At 69.2% G+C, this 16,859-nt stretch carries 16 protein-coding genes; 10 read left to right on the top strand and 6 right to left on the bottom strand.

Features of this window, described 5'->3' with window-relative positions:
- The first annotated feature begins 141 nt into the window (after positions 1–141).
- A complete protein-coding gene (locus tag AC25YV_RS10235; protein ID WP_488123735.1) occupies positions 142–1,476 on the top strand; it encodes a uracil-xanthine permease family protein in 1,335 nt (444 codons plus the stop codon).
- 100 nt (positions 1,477–1,576) lie between these two features.
- Complete coding sequence (locus AC25YV_RS10230; protein WP_488123734.1) at positions 1,577–2,413, top strand: VOC family protein; 837 nt, start codon at positions 1,577–1,579, stop codon at positions 2,411–2,413.
- Between the two features lie 15 nt (positions 2,414–2,428).
- Here AC25YV_RS10230 and AC25YV_RS10225 read toward each other — a convergent pair whose 3' ends face one another.
- Genes AC25YV_RS10225 through AC25YV_RS10205 form a run of 5 tightly spaced genes read right to left on the bottom strand, consistent with a single transcriptional unit; the run spans position 2,429 to position 8,294 of the window.
- Complete coding sequence (locus AC25YV_RS10225) at positions 2,429–3,442, bottom strand: LacI family DNA-binding transcriptional regulator (RefSeq protein WP_488123733.1); 1,014 nt, start codon at positions 3,440–3,442, stop codon at positions 2,429–2,431.
- 20 nt (positions 3,443–3,462) lie between these two features.
- Positions 3,463–4,932 carry a GH1 family beta-glucosidase gene (locus tag AC25YV_RS10220; protein WP_488123816.1) on the bottom strand — a complete coding sequence of 490 codons (1,470 nt, stop codon included), beginning with the start codon at positions 4,930–4,932 and terminating at the stop codon, positions 3,463–3,465.
- A gap of 39 nt (positions 4,933–4,971) precedes the next feature.
- The gene (locus AC25YV_RS10215; RefSeq protein ID WP_488123732.1) at positions 4,972–5,889 is read right to left on the bottom strand and encodes a carbohydrate ABC transporter permease; all 918 of its coding nucleotides are present in this window, start codon (positions 5,887–5,889) and stop codon (positions 4,972–4,974) included.
- A complete protein-coding gene (locus tag AC25YV_RS10210; protein WP_488123731.1) occupies positions 5,886–6,995 on the bottom strand; it encodes a carbohydrate ABC transporter permease in 1,110 nt (369 codons plus the stop codon). The genes AC25YV_RS10215 and AC25YV_RS10210 overlap by 4 nt, the downstream gene beginning before the upstream one ends.
- 33 nt (positions 6,996–7,028) lie before the next feature.
- Positions 7,029–8,294, bottom strand: a complete 1,266-nt coding sequence (locus tag AC25YV_RS10205; RefSeq protein ID WP_488123730.1) for an ABC transporter substrate-binding protein — start codon at positions 8,292–8,294, stop codon at positions 7,029–7,031.
- 242 nt (positions 8,295–8,536) lie between these two features.
- Between AC25YV_RS10205 and purS the strand changes: the two genes are divergently transcribed.
- From purS to AC25YV_RS10190, 3 genes are read left to right on the top strand one after another with little or no spacing between them, the layout of a single operon-like run.
- Positions 8,537–8,785, top strand: coding sequence for a phosphoribosylformylglycinamidine synthase subunit PurS (gene purS / locus AC25YV_RS10200; protein ID WP_488123729.1), 249 nt, complete (start codon positions 8,537–8,539; stop codon positions 8,783–8,785).
- Positions 8,782–9,489: a phosphoribosylformylglycinamidine synthase subunit PurQ gene (purQ, locus tag AC25YV_RS10195; RefSeq protein WP_488123728.1), complete on the top strand. Its 708-nt coding sequence runs from the start codon at positions 8,782–8,784 to the stop codon at positions 9,487–9,489. The genes purS and purQ overlap by 4 nt, the downstream gene beginning before the upstream one ends.
- Before the next feature lie 49 nt (positions 9,490–9,538).
- Positions 9,539–10,462, top strand: a complete 924-nt coding sequence (locus tag AC25YV_RS10190; protein ID WP_488123727.1) for a 2-hydroxyacid dehydrogenase — start codon at positions 9,539–9,541, stop codon at positions 10,460–10,462.
- A 2-nt stretch (positions 10,463–10,464) separates the two neighbouring features.
- Here the strand turns inward: AC25YV_RS10190 and AC25YV_RS10185 are convergent, their stop codons facing one another.
- On the bottom strand, positions 10,465–10,980 hold the full coding sequence (locus AC25YV_RS10185) for an adenine phosphoribosyltransferase (protein WP_488123726.1): 516 nt from the start codon (positions 10,978–10,980) through the stop codon (positions 10,465–10,467).
- A 55-nt stretch (positions 10,981–11,035) separates the two neighbouring features.
- Here AC25YV_RS10185 and AC25YV_RS10180 point away from each other — a divergent pair, with 55 nt between their 5' ends.
- The 5 genes from AC25YV_RS10180 (at position 11,036) to sufU (ending at position 16,781) form a co-directional block, all read left to right on the top strand.
- Positions 11,036–12,709 (top strand): glycoside hydrolase family 13 protein, encoded by a 1,674-nt coding sequence (locus AC25YV_RS10180; RefSeq protein ID WP_488123725.1) that lies wholly within the window; start codon positions 11,036–11,038, stop codon positions 12,707–12,709.
- Positions 12,710–12,733: 24 nt separating this feature from the next.
- Positions 12,734–13,738 carry a LacI family DNA-binding transcriptional regulator gene (locus AC25YV_RS10175; protein WP_488123724.1) on the top strand — a complete coding sequence of 335 codons (1,005 nt, stop codon included), beginning with the start codon at positions 12,734–12,736 and terminating at the stop codon, positions 13,736–13,738.
- Between the two features lie 52 nt (positions 13,739–13,790).
- Complete coding sequence (locus AC25YV_RS10170; protein ID WP_488123723.1) at positions 13,791–15,005, top strand: amidohydrolase; 1,215 nt, start codon at positions 13,791–13,793, stop codon at positions 15,003–15,005.
- A gap of 61 nt (positions 15,006–15,066) precedes the next feature.
- Positions 15,067–16,341 carry an aminotransferase class V-fold PLP-dependent enzyme gene (locus AC25YV_RS10165; RefSeq protein WP_488123722.1) on the top strand — a complete coding sequence of 425 codons (1,275 nt, stop codon included), beginning with the start codon at positions 15,067–15,069 and terminating at the stop codon, positions 16,339–16,341.
- Positions 16,338–16,781, top strand: coding sequence for a Fe-S cluster assembly sulfur transfer protein SufU (sufU, locus tag AC25YV_RS10160; RefSeq protein WP_488123721.1), 444 nt, complete (start codon positions 16,338–16,340; stop codon positions 16,779–16,781). The genes AC25YV_RS10165 and sufU overlap by 4 nt, the downstream gene beginning before the upstream one ends.
- Positions 16,782–16,859 lie beyond the last annotated feature (78 nt).

Here is a 16,859-nt window from a genome sequence, read left to right as displayed (position 1 = left end):
CGTCACACGTCATCGGATGCCGCCGGCAGGGGCCGCAGCATCCCTCCAGCCTTTCGAACTCGTGCGGGGATGCCGAACGCGCCGCGCCGTGGTCGCTAAGGTAAGGCGAGCAAAGTTCGATCGAGCACAAGGAGCGGCCCCATGGCCCTGTGGAAACTGCACGGCAACGGCCGGAACGTCGAACCCGGAAAGGTCGTCGCTCCCGACGAGCGACTGAACTGGCCTGCGACGATCGCGATCGGGGCGCAGCACGTCATCGCGATGTTCGGCGCGACCTTCCTCGTGCCGGTCCTGACGGGTTTCCCCGTGCCGACGACGCTGCTGTTCTCGGGCATCGGGACGCTGCTGTTCCTGATCATCACGAAGAACAAGCTGCCCAGCTACCTGGGCTCGTCGTTCGCCTTCATCGCACCGGTCACGGCGGCCACCGCGACAGCCGGCATGGGGTCGGCGCTCGCGGGCATCGTCGCCGTCGGCGTGCTGCTGGCGGCCGTCGGCTTCATCGTGCAGTTCGCCGGTCTCGGCTGGATCGACCGCTTTATGCCGCCCGTCGTCGCGGGCGCGATCGTCGCACTCATCGGGTTCAACCTGGCACCCGTCGCGTGGTCGAACTTTCAGCTGCAGCCGGGCACGGCGACCATCACGCTGGTCGCGGTCATCCTGTTCAGCGTCCTGTTCCGCGGGTTCCTCGGCCGGATCTCGATCTTCCTCGGTGTCATCGTCGGCTACGTCGCGGCCCTCATCTTCGGTGAGATCGACTTCTCGGCGCTCGACGACGCCGCGTGGATCGGCCTGCCGGAGTTCCACATCGCCGACTTCACCTCGCCGGGCACCTGGAGCGCCATCGCGATGTTCCTGCCGGTCGTGCTCGTGCTGATCGCCGAGAACGTCGGACACGTGCGTGGTGTCGCCACGATGACCACCCCCGCCGTCAACAAGCACACGGGTCGCGCGCTCATCGCCGACGGTGCGGCGACGACGGTCGCGGGCTTCTTCGGCGGATCGGGCACGACGACGTACGGCGAGAACATCGGCGTCATGGCCGCGACGCGCGTGTACTCGACGGCTGCCTACTGGGTCGCCGGCGTCGTGGCGATCCTGCTCGCGATGTCGCCCAAGGTCGGAGCGCTGTTCAACTCGATCCCGCCCGGGGTGCTCGGAGGCGTGACGACCGCGCTCTACGGCCTCATCGGCATCATCGGCATCAAGATCTGGGTCGACAACCGCGTCGACTTCTCGCGCCCCGTCAACCAGTACACCGGTGCCGTCGCGCTCGTCATCGCGATCGCGGGCTTCACGATGCAGTGGGGCGACTTCCAGCTCGGCGCGATCGTGATCGGTGCCGCTGCGGCCCTGCTGATCTACCACCTGGGCAACGCGATCGCCCGCTGGCGCAAGACCGGCGCCGACGACGGCGGTCCGATCCCGGCGGTCGGCCCGCTGGGCGGCGACCCCGCTGACGCCCCCGTCCGCTGATCAGCGGCGTCGGGGGCAGGTTCTCGAGCGGGGGAATGAGCACGGGGTGACGCGGGTTGATATGCGTATGAATACACCTCGACTCGCGACGGATACGGCCATGGGCCCGGTCACCCTCTTCGTGGGTGACCTCGACGGCATGACGGCGTACTACCGCGACGTCGTGACGCTGGAGCTGCTGTCAGCCGAGGGCGAGACGGCGACGCTCGGTCGCGCCGGACTGCCGCTCGTCGTGCTGCACCGCGACCCCGCGCTGCGCCACGCGTCGCCCGGAGGGGCGGGGCTGTTCCACACCGCGATCCTCTTCGAGACGCAGGAGGCGCTCGCCGCCGCGCTGTACAGCGTCGCCCGGCACGCACCGGGCACGTTCACCGGCTCGGCCGACCACCTCGTCAGCCAGGCGTTCTATATGACCGACCCCGAAGGCAACGGCATCGAGCTGTACTGGGATCGCGACCGCACCGAATGGTCGTGGGTGCACGGCCGCGTCGAGATGGCGACACTCCACCTCGACCCGAACGCCTTCCTCGAGCAGCACCTCACCGAGCAAGCCACCCTCGGCTCGACGGTCGCGCAGGCGGCGACGATCGGCCACGTGCATCTCTCGGTGGGCGACATCGAGACCGCCCGATCCTTCTACGTCGACGCCCTCGGGTTCGACGTCACCACCGAGCTCGGCAACCAGGCCCTCTTCGTCAGCGCCGGCGGCTATCACCACCACATGGCGATGAACGTCTGGAACTCACGCGGCGCAGGACCCCGGATGCCGGCACTCGGCCTCGGACGCGTCGATCTGCTGCTTCCCCACGGCGACGCCCTGGGCGAGCTCGGCGACAGGCTCGCGTCGGCGGGCGTGGCGACGCGCCACGACGGCCGCACACTGAGTTTCGACGACCCGTGGAACAACGCACTGCACGCGAGGACCGCTGCCGCCTGAGCTGCCCGCGCGGGGTCAGACCGAGTCGCGGATGATGAGGTCGGTCTCGAGGATCGTGACGTGCGGCGGCTGACGTCCCGCCAGCAGGTCGATCAGGATGCCCGCCATCCGCTCCCCCTGCGCGAACGACGGCTGCCGCATCGTCGTGAGCTGCGGCACGACCGACGTCGCCACGGGCGAGTCATCGAAGCCGACGATCGCGATGTCGTCGGGCACGCGCAGTCCGGCGGGGCTGAGCACGGTCAGCGCGCCCCGGGCCATGAGGTCGCTCGCGATGAACACGGCGTCGGGCGTCTCACCCGTCGCCAGGATGCGCCGCATCGCGGCTGCCCCGCCGTCAGCGGTGAAGTTTCCGTCTTCGACGGCGACCGGCTCGAGGCCGTGGGCGGCGAGCGCCGCAAGGAACCCCTCGATCCGGTCGATCCCGGCCGGCATCGTACGCGGCCCCGTGATCGTCGCGATTCGCCGCCGCCCGGCGTCGATGAGGTGCTCCGTCGCCACCCGGGCCCCCGACATGTTGTCGACGTCGACGTAGTAGTCCCGGTCGCGCTCCCGCGAGGGGCGGCCGCCGTAGACGACGGGCACGGCCGAAGCGATCCTGTCGATGAACGTGTCGCTCGTGTGGTGCGACACGATGATCACGCCGTCGACGGCGCCGCTGCGCACGTAGCTGGTCGTCTTGTCGCCGGGGTCATCGCTCGCGATGAAGAGGTTCAGCACGAAGTCAGAGCGACTCAGCCGCGCGTTGATCCCCGACACGATCGCGGCGAAGAACGGGTCGCCGAAGAAGCGCGTCGTGTCTTCGGGCACGATGAGGGCGATGGCGTGCGTCTGCCGGCTCGCGAGCGAGCGCGCGGCCCGGTTGGGCACGTAGTTGAGCTCGGCGATCGCCCGGGTGACGGCATCCAGCGCTTCCGGACTGACCGCCGTCGAACCGTTCACGACGCGCGACACGGTCGACCGTGAGACCCCCGCCGTCGCGGCTACCTCTTCGATCGTTACCGAGCCGCGCATCGCATCCGTGCTCATCCGTTGATTCTCCTCGATGATCAGGATGCCGCGCCCGCGGGCGCCGCGTTCAGAGCCCGCGCCGCGATGATCCGCATGTACTCGCGGCCGCTGTCCTTGATCGTGCGCTCCTGCGTGTCGTAATCGACGTGCACGATGCCGAACCGCTTGTCGTATCCCCACGCCCACTCGAAGTTATCGAGCAGCGACCAGTAGAAGAAGCCCCGCACGTCCGCACCGGCATCCACGGCATCGAGGACCGCCGCGAGGTGGGAGCGCACGAACTCCGTGCGTTCGACGTCGGCGATGCGCAGGCTGTCTCCCTCGCGCTCGGGCTCGTCGTCGTAGGCCGCACCGTTCTCGGTGACGTACAACACCGTGCCGGCATCCTTCGCGTATTCATCCCATACCCGGGTGAGTAGGCGCGTGAGCCCTTCGGGCTGCACTTCCCAGTTCTGCGCCGTGCGGGGCAGGCCCCGCTCACGCCAGTGGATCCCGTCGTGCGAGGGGAAGGGCGAGCCGGTCTCGCGGGCGATCGCGGGGTTGCTCGACGGCAGCGGTTCGCCGTCCGGCGTGCCGCTCACCAGTTCGCCGTGGTAGTAGTTCACGCCGAGCGTGTCGATGGGCGTCGAGATCGCCTCGAGGTCGCCCGGCAGGACGGCCGCTTCGAAGGCGGCGACGGCGTCTGCGTCGACGGCCCGGATGTCCTCGACGACATCGGCGGGGTACGCCCCGCGGAAGATGGGGTCGAGGAACCACCGGTTGAACTGTCCGTCGATGCGTCGGGCGGCGTCGACGTCACGGGCGTCGGTCGGGTCGGCGGCATCGGCCACCGTCAGGTTGAGCGTGAGGCCGAGGTCGAGCGACGCGTCACGGGCCCGCAGCTCGCGAAGGGCCAGCCCGTGCCCGAGCAGCAGGTGGTGGGATGCGAGCAGTCCTTCTTCGACGCTGCGGTGCCCGGGGGCGTGGGCGCCCGCCGTGTACGACAGGAACGACGAGCACCACGGCTCGTTGAGGGTCGTCCACACGCCGACCCGGTCCCCGAGGGCGTCGTGCACCGCGAGCGCGTAGTCGACGAACCGCTCGCTCGTGTCGCGTGAGGCCCAGCCTCCGCGGTCCTGCAGCGCTTGCGGAAGGTCCCAGTGGTAGAGCGTCAGCCACGGCAGGATGCCGGCGCCGAGCAGCTCGTCGACGAGGCGCGAATAGAAGTCGAGGCCCGTCGGGTTCGGGGTCGAGCCGTCGGGGGCGACCCGCGCCCACGAGGTCGAGAACCGGTACGTCTGCAGGCCCATGCGCTGCATGAGCGCGACGTCGTCGGCGTACCGGTGGTAGTGATCGCACGCGACATCGCCGTTGTCGGCGTCGACGACGGCACCGGGCACGCGGCTGAAGGTGTCCCAGATCGAGGCCTGGCGGCCGTCTTCGAAGGCGGCGCCCTCGATCTGGTAGGCAGCGGTTGCCGCTCCGAAGAGGAAGTCCGTCGGGAACGAGCGAGGCGCGGACGCGGTCATGCGAACGAGGTCCAATCTGTCTGCGGTGGTCACGGTGGGCTATCCCTTCACGGCGCCGGCCATGATGCCGCTCACGAGCTGCTTGCCCGCGAAGATGAACAGCAGCAGGAGCGGAATGGTGGCGAGGACGACACCGGCGAGGACGACGGAGTAGTCGACGAAGTAGTTGGACTGCAGGAGCGACAGCGCCACCGGCAGGGTCGGGTTCTGGCGATCGAGCACGATGAACGGCCAGAAGAAGTTGTTCCACGCGCCGACGAACGTGAAGAGGAAGAGCATCGCGGCGGCCGGGCGCGCAGCGGGCAGACCCACCGTGAGGAACGTGCGGAACATCGTCGCTCCGTCGACGCGCGCGGCCTCGATGAGCTCGTTCGGCACGGCCTGGCGCAGATACTGCGTCATCCAGAACACACCGAACGCGCTTGTCAGGGCCGGGATGATGATGGCCCCGATCTGGCCCGTCCATCCGAGCTCGGCGAACAGGATGTACAGCGGCACGACGCCGAGCTGCTGTGGCACGGCCATGGTCGCCACGACGAAGACGAGCAGACCCGCACCGCCGTGGAACCGCAGCTTCGCGAACGCCCATCCGGCGAGAGTCGAGGTGATCACGACGGCGGAGGCGATGAGGAACGAGCTGTAGATCGAGTTCCACAGCGCTCCCCAGAAGTTCACGGCGGGGTTGTTCAGGACCGAGACCGCGTTGTCGATGAAGTTGCCACCGGGGATCCACGGGAACGGTCGACGCAGCGTCGTGGCATCACCCGATCCGATGATGAACGACCAGTAGAGGGGGAAGATCGCCGAGAGGAAGACGACCGCGAGTGTCGCGTACGCCCAGAATCCCGGTCGGGTACCGCGGATGCGCGTGGTTCGGGCGCCCCGGCGGCGGCGGCCGGCGTTGGGGATGTTCTCTTCCACGACGGCCAGCGGCGTGGGTGTTCCGAGTGTGCTCATGGCCGGGCTCCCACATTCTTCTTCGCTTCTCGCGCACGCTCGCGCAGCTGACGTTTGGTGAGTTCGGAGCGCAGCCCTTCATCGCGCAGCAGCGTGCGTGTGACGAGCAGGTTCACGAGGCCGATGAGCAGGATGACGACGAACAGGATCCACGCCATCGCCGCCGCGCGGCCGAAGTTCCACTGCCCCCAGCCGATGTCGTAGAGGTACAGGGTGACTGTGAGCCACTGCTGCCCCGCGCCGCCACGGCCGAACTGGTCGAACACGCGCGGCTCGTCGAAGATCTGCAACCCGCCGATCGTCGAGGTGATGATGACGAAGATGAGGGTCGGCTTGAGCGAGGGCAGGGTGATGTTGACGAACTGACGGATCGGGCCGGCGCCGTCGACGGTGGCCGCCTCGTAGTAGTCCCGGTTCACGGCCTGCATCGCGGCGAGCAGGATCAGGGCGTTGTAGCCGGTCCAGCGGTAATTCACCATCGTCGCGATCGCGACGTGACTCCAGAACGGCTCGACGTGCCAGGGGATCGCCGAGATGCCGATCGCGCCGAGCCACGAGTTCACAAGCCCCGACTGGTCGGCGAAGATCGCGTTGAAGATGAGCCCGACGGCGACGGGGGCGACGACGAACGGCACGAGCACGCTCATCCGCCAGAACGTCTTCGCGCGGATGTTCCGGTCGAGCACGGCGGCGATGAAGACCGCGAGGATCAACTGCGGGATCGAGGACAGCAGGAAGATGCTGAACGTGTTGCGCATCGCCGTCCAGAAGTGCGGCTGCGTGAGGATCCAGATGTACTGGTCGAACCCGACGAACTCACCCGAATTGCGCACGAGATCCCAGTCCATGAACGAGATGACGGCGGTGTACGCGATCGGGAACAGCCCGACGACGGCGAACATGATGAAGAACGGTGAGATGTACAGGTAGGGCGAGATCTTCACGTCCCAGCGGCTCAGCCGGTGGGAGAACGAGATCACTCGGGGTGCCTTGCCTGCAGTGGGGGCCTCGGCCCTCGGTCTGATGGTGCCCGTCGCGGTCACAGTCGTCCTTCGTCGTCGTCGTCGAGAGGGTGAGGAGCGGGGGCGGACGCCGCGTGGTGGCATCCGCCCCCGCCGGTCAATCGGTCAGCGACCGTGTCAGAAGGCCGAGATCTCGGTCAGCCAGTTGTTCCAGGACTTCTCTTTGTCTTCGAGACCGTCGAAGACGCGCGTGATCGCGTTCTGAAGGGCGTCGTGGTACTGGAAGTACTTCGGGCCCTTGAAGGTCGACACCTCGATCGCGTTGGCGCGATCGATGCCGATCTCACCCGTCGGGGCGTCGTTGAAGTACTCGTTGACGTAGCCGGTGAGGTCGGTGCTGGACTGCGCCTCGAGCTGGCTCGGGAAGGTGCCCGCGTTGACGAACGCCTTGAGCTGCGTCTCGGGAGCGGTCAGCCAGTCGGCGAGCTGCTGGGCGGCCTCGACGTTGGCGCCGTTGGCGGGAACGACGAGGTACGAGCCGCCCCAGTTGCCGCCGCCGTCCGGGAAGGCGTTCGCGATGTCCCATCCCGCGACCTCGGGCGCTTCACCGGCGATGATGCCGTGCATCCACGGCGGGCAGAGCATGGCGGCGAACTCGCCGCCGGCCATGGCCGCGTACCAGTCGTCGCCCCACTGGGCAGGGAACGCCGCGATCGGGATCGCCTTGTCGACGACGGTGTCGTACGCGGCGCGGATCTCGGGGTTCTCGGCGGCGATGATGGCGCCGTCGGGCTCTTCGTAGGCGAACTCGAGCTGGTTGACGAGGCCCTGCAGGACCGAGTTGGCCGAATCGATGAACGGCGTGCCGGTCTTGGCGACGTAGTCGGCGCCGACCTCGAAGAAGGCATCCCATGTCGGGAAGAGCTCGGCGACGGCTTCGCGGTCGCTGGGCAGTCCGGCCGCTTCGAACAGGTCGCCTCGGTAGCACACGGCCTGCGGCCCGACGTCGGTCCCGTACGCGACGAGGTTGCCGTCGGCGTCGGTCGCGGCGGCCTCCTTCCAGTCGAGCCAGCGGCCCTTCAGATCGTCGGGCACGGGGGCGACGAGGTCGGAGTACTGCATCATCTCGGGGAACCAGTCGATCTCGACCGCTTCGACGTCGCCGAGGCCGGACTTGCCGAGCTTCTGGAAGAAGTTCGCGCGGGCATCGTTCGAGGTCGCCGCCTTGTTGTGCACGACCTTGATGCCGGTCTCTTCGGTGAACTCGGCCAGGAGTTCGTCGGTGTAGCCCATGTCGTTGAAGGTCGCGAGCGTGAGGGTCACGTCGCCGTCGGCCCCGGAATCGGACGAATCGCCCCCGCCGGAACAGCCGGCGAGGACCATGGCGGTCGCTGAGAGGGCGGCCACGGCCACGGCGCCCCTGCGGATGGCACGAGTGTTCACTGTCACTCCTTTGTGTTTGTCAGGTCGGTTGATGCTACGTGCGGGATCGGCCATAGTCCGGCGGCCGGTCGTTCATGGGAGCGTTCCCACGAAGTGGCGCCCACACTACGGGAGCGCTCCCACGAACGCAAGAGCCCGGTTCTGGGTCCGGCGACGGAAGCTTGCGGCGGGGACGCCGGGTGGGTAGGGCGCGCCCCCGTAGACTGTGAGGGTCCCCCGCCCCGCGACATCGGAGCCCCGTCATGCCCACCATCGTCGTCGACGTCATGCCCAAGGCCGAGCTGCTGGACCCCCAGGGGAAGGCGGTATCGGGTGCGCTGAGCCGACTCGGCGTCGACGCCATCACCGGCGTCCGCATCGGCAAGCGCTTCGAGCTCACCGTCGAGGGCGAGGTCGACGACGCGACGCTCGCCACGGCCCGACGCATCGCCGACGAGATCCTCTCGAACTCCGTCATCGAAGACGTCGTCGGCATCGAGGTCGTGGAATGACCGCCCGCGTCGGGGTCATCACCTTCCCCGGCTCGCTCGACGACCGCGACGCGCAGCGCGCGATCCGCGTCGCGGGCGGCGAACCCGTCGCCCTGTGGCACGGCTCGCACGACCTCGACGGCGTCGATGCGCTCGTTCTGCCGGGAGGCTTCAGCTACGGCGACTATCTGCGCGCCGGCGCGCTCGCGGCTCACGCGCCGATCATGACCGAAGTGTCGGATGCCGCGGCGAAAGGCATGCCGATCCTCGGCATCTGCAATGGATTCCAGATGCTCGTCGAAGCTCACCTGCTGCCCGGCGGCCTGATCCGCAACGCCCACCAGCAGTTCATCCGCCGCGACCAGCGCCTGCGGGTCGAGAACGCCGACACGGCGTGGACGAGCGACTTCACGGCGGGCCAGGAGATCACGATCCCGCTCAAGAACGCCGACGGCGGCTACATCGCCTCGGAGTCCGAGCTCGACCGTCTCGAAGGCGAAGGCCTCGTCGCCTTCCGCTACGTCGGCGTCAACCCCAACGGGTCGCTGCGCGACATCGCCGGCATCACGAACGAGCGCGGCAATGTCGTCGGCCTCATGCCGCACCCGGAGCACGCCGTCGAAGAGGGCTTCGGCCCGAACACCCCCGCCGCGATGCGCTCGGGCGTCGACGGCCTGCCGTTCTTCACGTCGGCGATCGCCGCCGTCGTGGGCGCAGTCGTCTGAGGCACAGCCGCCTGGCCCGCGGCATCCGGCATCTCGATATCGTGGAGCGGTGACCCGCCCCCTCGTCATCAGTGTTCCCACGCAGGAGTTCGCCGACGATCTCAGCGACCTTCCCGACGATGTCGAGATCGTCGTCTGGTCCATGGAAGAGCCCGCCCCGCGCGCCCACTTCGACATCGTCATGCCGCCCTACATGGCGACGACCCGAGTGCTGGGCCGCCTGCAGCGCGTCTCGGTGGGACTCGTGCAGGGCGAGTCGATCGGATACGACGGGTTCGCCCGTCTGCTTCCGCCCGGTGTCGTCTTCGCCAACGCCGCATCCGTGCACGAGACGTCGACAGCCGAACTCGCCCTCGCCCTGACGCTCGCGGCTCAGCGCAGCCTGCCGCAGTTCGTGCGTGCGCAGGACGCGCACCGCTGGGCGCCCGAGAAGACGCGCAGCCTGGCCGATCGGCGCGTGCTGCTGCTCGGCTACGGCGGCGTGGGCAAAGCCGTCGCTGCTCGGCTCGCGCCCTTCGAGACCGTGGTGACCGTCGTCGCCTCTCGCGCCCGCGACGAGAACGGCGTTGCCGTGCACGGCGTCGACGAGCTTGCCGCGCTGCTGCCCGAGGCCGAGGTCGTGATCCTCACCCTGCCGGGAGGAGACGCGACCCGCCGCATGGTCGACGCGGCTTTCCTCGCCGCGCTGCCCGATGGCGCGCTCGTCGTCAACGTGGGGCGCGGATCGCTCATCGACACGGATGCGCTCGTCGCCGAAGTCGAGTCCGGACGCCTGCGTGCTGCGCTCGATGTGACCGACCCCGAGCCACTGCCTGCCGACCACCCGCTGTGGTCGCTGCCAGGAGCCCTCATCGTGCCGCACGTCGGCGGTCACTCCGACGCGATGCAGCCACGCATGACGGCGCTGCTGCGCGCTCAGATCGATCGGGTGCGGACCGGCGACGAGCCGTTGAACGTCGTGATCCGCACCTGACGTCAGGCCGTGAAGACGGCGTGTGTGTCGGGCACGAGCGGGCGCCCGCCGAGAGCGGTGAGCTCCATCAGCACGCTCGTCGCGACGACGATCCCGCCCAGCGCCGGCACGAGCTGGTGCGCGGCCTGCAGCGTGCCGCCCGTCGCCAGCACATCGTCGACCAGCAGCACGCGTGTTCCGGGCGCGATGTCGTCGTGCGCCTCGATCGTGGCCGTGCCGTACTCGAGCGAATACGAGACCGACGCCGCGGGCCGGGGAAGCTTGCCCGCTTTGCGGATCGGCACGAGGCCCACTTCGGCGACCGTGGCGACCGCGCCGGCGAGCAGGAACCCGCGCGCTTCAACACCCGCGACGATGTCGAACTGGCCCTCGAAGGGTTCGATCATCGCGTCGATGACGGTGCGCAGCGCCGCGGCATCGGCCAGAAGTGGCGTGATGTCCCGGAAGATCACGCCCGGTTCGGGGTAATCCGGGATCGTGCGGATGAGCGATTCGGCACGGGCGAGGGCTGCAGTCACCCGCCTACGATACCCGGATCGGCGGATATGTAAGCGCTTGCACTATCCTGGTCCGATGACGTCGAAAGATCTCTCCGAGCCTATCGAATCCCCCGCCGGAGACGAGTGGTGGCGCACCGCGGTGATCTACCAGATCTACCCGCGTTCGTTCTCGGACAGCTCCGGCGACGGCATCGGCGACCTTCCCGGCGTGACGGCACGGCTCGATGACCTCGCGGCCCTCGGCATCGACGCCATCTGGCTGAGCCCGTTCCAGCGCTCCCCACAGAAGGACGCCGGTTACGACGTCTCGGACTACTGCGACATCGACCCGCTCTTCGGCACGCTCTCCGACTTCGACGCGATGCTCGAGGCCAGTCATGCGCGCGGCATCCGCCTCATCGTCGACCTCGTGCCCAACCACTCCTCGGACCAGCACGTCTGGTTCCAGGAGGCCCTCGCGTCCGCGCCCGGCAGCCCCGAGCGCGCGCGCTACATCTTCCGCGACGGCACCGGCGAGAGCGGCGAACTGCCCCCCAACAACTGGGAGTCCGTCTTCGGCGGCCCCGCCTGGACGCGCATCACCGAGTCCGACGGCAGCCCCGGCCAGTGGTACCTGCACCTGTTCGACTCGTCGCAGCCCGACTTCGACTGGTCCAACGAAGAGGTGCGCGCCGAATTCCGGCGCATCCTGCGCTTCTGGCTCGACCGTGGTGTCGACGGCTTCCGCGTCGATGTCGCGCACGGACTCGTCAAGGCCGAGGGTCTGCCGGACTACACGCCCGACCCTGCGGGGGGCTCGATGGGCGGCGAAGCCGACGACGTGCCGTACTGGGGCCAGGAGGGCGTCCACGACATATACCGCGACTGGCATGAGCTGGTCGCGGAGTACGCGGGCGACCGAGCGCTGTGTGCTGAAGCATGGCTCTCGACGCCCGAGAAGACCGCTCTGTGGGTGCGGCCGGACGAAATGGACCAGGCGTTCAACTTCTCCTATCTTGAGACGGGATGGGATGCACCGGCGCTGCGCGCCGTCATCACCCGCTCGATCGAGGCCTACGGCGCCGTCGGCGCCCCGAGCACCTGGGTGCTGTCCAACCACGACGTCGTGCGCCACGCGTCGCGTCTCGCGCTGACCGCCGAGAACCCGCAGGGTCACGGCATCGGCCCGAAGTCCCCCGGCAAGCCGCTCGCCGACGTGGGGCTGCGCCGCGCGCGCGCTGCTACGACCCTCATGCTGGCTCTGCCCGGCTCGGCTTACATCTACCAGGGTGAAGAGCTCGGACTGCCCGAGGTCATCGACATCCCCGATGACGCACGCCAGGACCCGACCTGGTTCCGCACGAACGGCGAACGCTACGGCCGCGATGGATGCCGCGTGCCGATCCCGTGGACCGCGGACGGCCCGTCGTACGGCTTCAGCGACACGGGCGCATCGTGGCTCCCGCAGCCCGCCGAGTGGGCATCGCTCGCCCGCGACGTGCAGGCCTCGGACCCGGAGTCGACTCTGTCGCTGTATCGCGAACTGCTGGCGGTGCGCGCCGCGCACGGCCTCGGGGCGGGCTCGCTCCAGTGGCTCGACGGTTTCGATGACGACGTCATCGCGTTCCGCAACGGGGACATCACGGTCATCGCCAACGTCGGCGCACATCCGATCCCGCTGCCGGCCGGAAACGTTGTGGTCGCGAGCGGAGACGTGTCGAACGGCGCCCTGCCCGCCGACACATCGGTCTGGCTCATCAACGACTGAGTCATCACAGCAGGAAGCGACAACGTGGTCAGCATCGGTGAAGTCGCCCGCGCGGCGGGTGTCTCGACGGCGACCGTGTCGCGCGCCCTGAGCGGTCGCGGCCACGTGGCGGCGGCGACGCGCAGCCGCGTCGAAGCGGCGGCGAAGAGCCTCGGCTACGTCGTCTCGGCGTCGGCATCGAGCCTCGCCTCGGGCCGCACGCGCAACATCGGCGTGCTCGTGCCGTTCCTGGATCGCTGGTTCTTCTCGACGGTGCTGAGCGGCATCGCATCGGCTCTCATGCGTCGCGGCTACGACATCACGCTCTACAGCCTCACGGCCGACCACGGCGAGCGCCACCAGGTGTTCGAGACGTTCCTGCGCCGGCAGCGCGTCGACGGCGTCATCGCGATCGGCCTCGACCTCGACCAGGCCGAAACCGACCGCCTCTCCGAGCTGGGCCTTCCCGTCATCGCGATCGGCGGACCGAACCCGCGCTTGACGACTCTCACTGTCGACGACGTCTCGGTCGCGCGACTCGCGACCGAGCACCTGCTCGGCCTCGGTCACCGCGACATCGCCCACATCGGCGCGAGCCCCGAGTTCGACATCGACTTCCACATCCCGACGCGTCGCCGCCTCGGGTTCGAGCAGGCGCTTTCGGATGCCGGCATCCCGGCCCGCGCCGCACTCTACGAACCCGCCGACTTCACGATCGAAGGGGGCTACGCGGCGGCCCGCCAGCTGCTCGAACGCCCCGGTGTGCGCCCGACGGCGATCTTCGCCGCGTCGGACGAAATGGCCATCGGCGCGCTCATGGCTGCCCGCGCACTCGGCTGCCGCGTGCCCGAGGATCTGTCGGTCATCGGCATCGACGGTCACGAGCACAGCGAGTTCTTCCGACTGACGACGGTCGACCAGTTTCCTCGCGGCCAGGGCGAGCGGGCCGCCGAGGTGCTCCTCGACGAGCTCGAAGCGCCGGGGCGTGCGCACGACCCCGCCCGGCTTCCGTACGAGCTCATCGTCCGCGATTCGACCGCGCGGCTCTGACGCGCCCTGCTGAGACCGTCGGCCCGCGGGGCACGGACGTAGGCTCGGCGCCATGGCCATCGACCTCGAAGCGCTGTACATCGACCTGCACCGACACCCGGAGCTGTCTTTCCAAGAGACCCGCACGGCGGGTGTCATCGCGCGACACCTCGCCGATCTCGGGCTCGAGGTCGAACAGGGCGTGGGCCGCACGGGCCTGGTGGCCGTGATCCGCAACGGAGAAGCCCCCGTCGTGTGGCTGCGCGCCGACATGGACGGCCTCCCCGTCGAAGAGCGGACCGGACTCCCCTACGCCTCCACGGCCCGCGGCGTCGACCCCTCGGGTCTCGATGTGCCCGTCATGCACGCGTGCGGACACGACATGCACGTCACCGCCCTGATCGGCGCGCTCGAGCGGCTCGTCGCGACGAAGGACGAGTGGTCGGGCACCGTGGTGGCCGTCTTCCAACCGGCAGAGGAGTACGGCGCGGGTTCGCAAGCGATGATCGCCGACGGCGTGCTCGAGCGGTATCCGCGGCCGGACATCGTCCTCGGCCAGCACGTGACACCGCTGCCGGCGGGCACGATCGGCGTGCGCAGCGGCACGCAGATGGCGGCATCCGACGGTGTGACGGTGACGCTGTTCGGCCGCGGCGGCCACGGGTCGCGGCCGCACTCGACGATCGATCCCGTCGTCATGGCGGCGGCGACCGTCATGCGACTGCAGACGATCGTCTCGCGCGAAGTCGACCCGCGCGATGTCGCCGTCGTGACGGTCGGCTCGATCCACGCGGGCCTGAAGAACAACATCATCCCGGCCGAGGCGCGCCTCGAGCTGAGCCTGCGGTATCCCGACGACACCGCCCGCGCCGCCGTGCTCGAGAAGGTCGAGCGCATCGTGCGGGCCGAGGCACAGGCATCCGGAGCCGAGCAGGAACCCACCTTCACGACCATCCACTCGCTGCCCCCGACGATCAACGACGTCGCCGCGACGGCGCGGCTGACCCTCGCGTTCGACCGCGCTTTCGGCGAGGGGACCGTCACCGACCCGGGGATGTACACCGGCAGTGAGGACGTCTCGTGGTTCGCCCGCGAATCCGGTGCGCCCCTCGTGTTCTGGTTCTGGGGCGGTGTCGACCCCGACGCTTACGCGACGGCCACGGCAGCCGGCACGATCGCGAGCGACATCCCCACCAACCACTCCCCGTTCTATGCGCCCGTGCTGCACCCGACCCTCGAGAACGGCGTCGACGCGCTCGTCGTGGCCGCGCGGGAGTTCCTCGGCTGACGGGTATCTGACCGACTGCGGCCCGGGCCTTCGATCACGAGATCCGGCGTAGCCTGGAGGAATGCCCGCCACGACGACCGATTTCGATGTCGCCGCTGTGCGCGCAGACTTCCCGATCCTGTCGCAGACCCTCAACGACAAGCCCCTCGTCTATCTCGACGCCGGAGCGACGAGCCAGAAGCCGCAGGTCGTGCTCGACGCCGAGGTCGACTTCCTCGTCCGGGCGAATTCCGCCGTGCACCGCGGCGCACACACCCTCGCCGCTGAGGCGACCGAGCTGTTCGAGGACGCCCGCGCGACCGTCGCCCGATTCTTCGGGGCGCGCCCCGGCCAGCTCGTGTGGACGAGCGGCGCGACGGCTGCCCTCAACCTCGTCGCCTACGCGATCGGCAACGCCACGGCGGGGCGCGGCAGTGCGCGGTTCGCCCTCACCCCGGGCGACGAACTCGTCGTGACCGAGACCGAGCACCACGCCAACCTCATCCCCTGGCAAGAGCTCGCCGCTCGCACGGGCGCTGTGCTGCGCCACATCCCCGTGCGCGATGACGGCACGCTCGACCTCGAGGTCGCGGCATCCGTCATCGGCGAGCGCACGCGCGTCGTGGCGTTCCCGCACGTCTCGAACGTGCTCGGCATCGTCAATCCCGTCGCCGAGATCGCCGCGCTCGCCCGAGCCGTCGGCGCGCTCACGGTGCTGGATGCGTGCCAGTCGGTGCCGCACCTGCCCGTCGACTTCGCCGAGCTCGGCGTCGACCTCGCGGCGTTCTCCGGCCACAAGATGCTCGGCCCGTACGGCGTCGGCGGACTGCTCGGGCGCACCGACGTCCTCGAAGACCTGCCGCCCTTCCTCACGGGCGGATCGATGGTGACGACCGTGACCCTCGACGAGGCCGGCTACCTGCCGCCGCCGCAGAAGTTCGAAGCCGGCACGCAGCCCGTCTCACAGGCGATCGGCCTGGCCGCCGCCGTGCGCTATCTCGACGGGCTCGGGATGCAGAATGTCCTGGCCCACGAGCGCCGGCTCGAGCAGCGCATGCTCGCAGGACTGCGCGGGATCGACGGGATGCGGCTGCTCGGCGATGCCGCCGGGGTCGAGCGCATCGCGATCGCGGCGTTCGACGTCGAGGGTGTGCACGCGCACGACGTGGGCCAGTTCCTGGACGACCGCGGTGTCGCGGTGCGCGTGGGGCACCACTGCGCCAAGCCGCTGCACGCACGATTCGCTCTCACGGCGTCGGTGCGGGCATCGACGTCGGTCTTCACGACCGAGGACGACATCGACGTGTTCCTCGACGCCGTCGCGGACGTGCGGCCGTTCTTCGGAGTCGGCGCATGAGCGGCCTCGAAGCGCTGTACCAGGAGCTGCTCCTGGATCACTCCAAGCGTCCGCGCGGCAAAGGGCTCGCCGACGAGGTCGGGCGCAACGCCACGTCGCACCAGCACAACCCGGTGTGCGGCGACGATGTCACACTGCGCGTCCGGCTCGACGACGACGGGCACACCATCCGCGACGTCACGTGGGACGGCGCCGGCTGCTCGGTCTCGCAAGCCTCCGCCTCGATGCTCAGCGAGCTCGCCGAAGGACTGCCGCGAGCCGAGGCATCCGCCCTGATCGACGGATTCCGCACGGCACTGCGCTCGCGCGGCGCGATCCCGCTCGATGAGGACGTCTACCTGGATGCCGCCGCCCTCTCGGGCGTCTCGCGCTACGTCGCGCGCGTGAAGTGCGCCATGCTCGCGTGGGTCGCGCTCGAGGACGCGCTCGCCCGCGCCTGAGCGGACGCGCGCCGATAGCACACGCCGCCACAAGACCTCGCCCCCTGGAGAGCCGCTTCGGCCTTTGGCATCGTGACG

Source organism: Microbacterium sp. Y832, from assembly GCF_057669765.1.
This window is presented reverse-complemented; position numbering and strand designations above follow the sequence as displayed.